Raw genomic sequence first — 2,917 nt, forward strand, 5'->3', positions numbered from 1 at the left:
CGCACTTGAATATACCAAGGCCTATGCCATCCTGGAAGTATGGTCTCTGCTGGCAGCTACTGGCGATACATTTCCAGCTCTCATTGAGAAAGACAGAATATATCTGTTGCAGCTAATTTCCGGGAAAAATAATATAGAGCTACATTAGATCATATATTATTTGGCAGATCTTCTCAGTTTTTACTTAACGCACGTCAGAATCAGTGAAGTGAGGAAAAGAAAATTTGTTGTGCAATAATAATGATCACAACATAACAGTCCAGGAAAACATCCGCAGCCCCTGAGACGACAATAACGCTTTGTGCTGACAACCTTTGTTATTACAAGATTAAAAAGTCACTCGGTTTAGCCAGTTTCAAATGTCACCTGAAGTGACATGGACATGGGCGGAAGTTATGTTCTGAAGGGAGAGGTGATAAAAGGTAAAATATCTGGCCTGCGGTAGTAGACCAGATATTTTAGTTTGAGTGGGAGTCGTTACTCTACACAGTAATCAATTCTGCAATTTTTGTTGCGACAACTGCCAGCGTATCTTCTCCCGTGTCCAGACCGCTTCGGGATGCGAGCAAGGGACTGACATTGCGGAGAGCTTCATACGTTGTGTTATGAACGATCGGTACGAGTTGGTTCCCGGCCAGTAAAGCTGAAAGCTCTTTATCAGCAACGCCTTCTTTGGGCAGTCGGTTTAATAGCGCTGGAGTCACTAATACCAGACCGATTCGAGAATTTGCTAATCCTTTATCGATGGCACGCATCATAGGAACGCCAAGAGCAAGATCCTTTTCGCTAAACCATACTTTGACGCCTGCAGCCTCGAGCAAATCGTGTAGCTCTTTGGCTACGCCTTGTCGATCATCCCAAGCGTGGCAAAGGAATACATCACGCAAATCCGGCTTCTCTGCGACAAGCTTCTCTACCGTTTGGCGAATCGGTGTGAGAGATTGTACTTGGGCGGTTGTGTAGGAAACGGAAGATCCCGATTTTGACCAGCGAGGCTTTGTACCGCTGCTGGAACCACCGCTACTGCTTCCACGACTTCCGCCAGCGCTGCCTGACGAGGAGTAGGACGGATAACTATCATAACTGTAGCTGCTGCGGCGATAACCACTGCGATTGCGACAGGCTGGACAGGCAGCAGCGGCGGCTGCTGAGCTATGTCCACGTACAGGAGCCGTACATCTGGCCATGTTCTGTTTTCCCCTTAATATTCTGGAATATATCTGCTGTGATAGTAAAACCAGATAAGTAATGGGGATTATTGGTTGCAAACTCAACTGCCATGTTTTCAAAAGCTTGTACTTCATCACACTGCCACAGCTGAACTATCCAAAAAAAAGAGCAGGGGGCTAGCGTTTCAGGCTGGCCCTGAATTCATCCGGGTTTACCAGGACCGGATTAATTGCCCTGAGTTGCTCCTGAACTCTGGCCTGAGCCCGTCGTTTTGGCATCTTTTTGCTCCTGTCACGCTTGCCATCGCGTTCGAGTTCATCCATTTTGCTTTGCGCCAGCTTCAGTACAGCCCCAAGACGTTTGTTATCAACAATTTGCCCCTGGTCGAGACATTCCAGTTTGTCGAACACCTGATATTTGAGTGAACGGTAACCGTATTTGAATGCCAGCGTGCCGTCAGGATAGTCGTAGACAGTTATTTTCTCGCCAGCGATGCGAGTATTTTCTTCAGTAGGTTCAACCAGATATATCATTTTGTCATAGCGGAATGTCAGCGTTTTAGACAGCTTACGCAGTTCCTGCCAAGCAAAGATATCATCCAGCTCTTCGTTGCTTTCAGACACCGGGCGGTGCAGATCTTTGGGGTATTTTGCTGGTCTTGCGAAGCGACGATTGAAGTCAGCGATGAAGGTATCCAGCCAGGCGTTGGCGGCTTCAATACTGCAGATTCCCTCGAGACGCATCTCTTTGATAAGCCGATCCTGAAGTGTCTGATTTGCTCGCTCCACACGGCCTTTAGCCTGTGGACTGTTGGCACAAATCAACTCGATCCCAAGTTCAGAAAGTACACGGCCAAACTGGGTGACTCCGGTCGTAGTGGATCCTCCATTATTGACCCTGAAAATGCCGTGCTTATCGCTGTAGAACGCAAGGGGCTTGCCGTGTTGCTCGAGATACTCGCGAGTGGCCATCATGTAATCAAAAGCTGATTCAGTCTCACCAAAACGGAGGTGCATCAGGCGGCCAGTCGCGTCATCAATAAAGACGAGCAGGCAGCATTTCGGTGCACGGCCTTCAAACCAGTCGTGCGGGGAACCATCAATCTGAACAAGTTCTCCGAGGCAGTCACGCCGATATCTGGGTTGATGAACGCGGGGCCTGCGACGTGAATAAGGAACCCAGAGTCCATCCGCTGTCATCCATTTTCTGAGCGTTTCAACAGATACTGTGATGTTGTGGCGTTCGCGTAATTTTTCTGCGGCCAGTGTTGGTCCAAAGTCGCTGTAATGATCGTGAAGTAACGAAAGAACTCGCAGCTTCAGTGACTCAGGAAGCCTGTGATTACCAGGGCGTCCACGCCGAAGGTTTACCAATCCTGCGGCACCAGACTCACGAAAGCGGTTCATTAACCGCTGTGTCTGACGTTCGGTCAAAGCAAGCTGATGAGCAGCATCACGACGGCGCATACGTTTTTCAACAACTGATTGAATGACGTTGATCCGACTGATTTCTTTATCTGACATGGTCACAAGCATCCTGATGTCTCCATGGCCTGAGGATTGGATCCTTTATGCCAGAAAAAGTGACATCACTAAATGGGTTAAAAGTGACATTAGAATATGGGAGCTACAACCTTTGTCAAGGCTCAATTGAAATGTCCGTTATCCAGCTCAATTAAAATGACCACTTTGATCTCTCATTCTCTTTACTGATAGACTTTCCTCCGACTGAAACAACAGGATGATTG

Annotated in this window: 2 protein-coding genes; both read right to left on the bottom strand. The window is 47.9% G+C overall.

Annotated features, from left to right (window positions below; all coding sequences use genetic code 11):
• Window positions 1–482: 482 nt before the first annotated feature.
• Complete coding sequence (locus AC6CWS_RS26370; protein WP_031591821.1) at window positions 483–1,187, bottom strand: toll/interleukin-1 receptor domain-containing protein; 705 nt, start codon at window positions 1,185–1,187, stop codon at window positions 483–485.
• Window positions 1,188–1,346: 159 nt separating this feature from the next.
• Window positions 1,347–2,693 (bottom strand): ISNCY family transposase, encoded by a 1,347-nt coding sequence (locus AC6CWS_RS26375; protein WP_077251107.1) that lies wholly within the window; start codon window positions 2,691–2,693, stop codon window positions 1,347–1,349.
• Window positions 2,694–2,917 lie beyond the last annotated feature (224 nt).

The sequence above is a fragment of the Klebsiella sp. M041 genome (genome assembly GCF_059759695.1).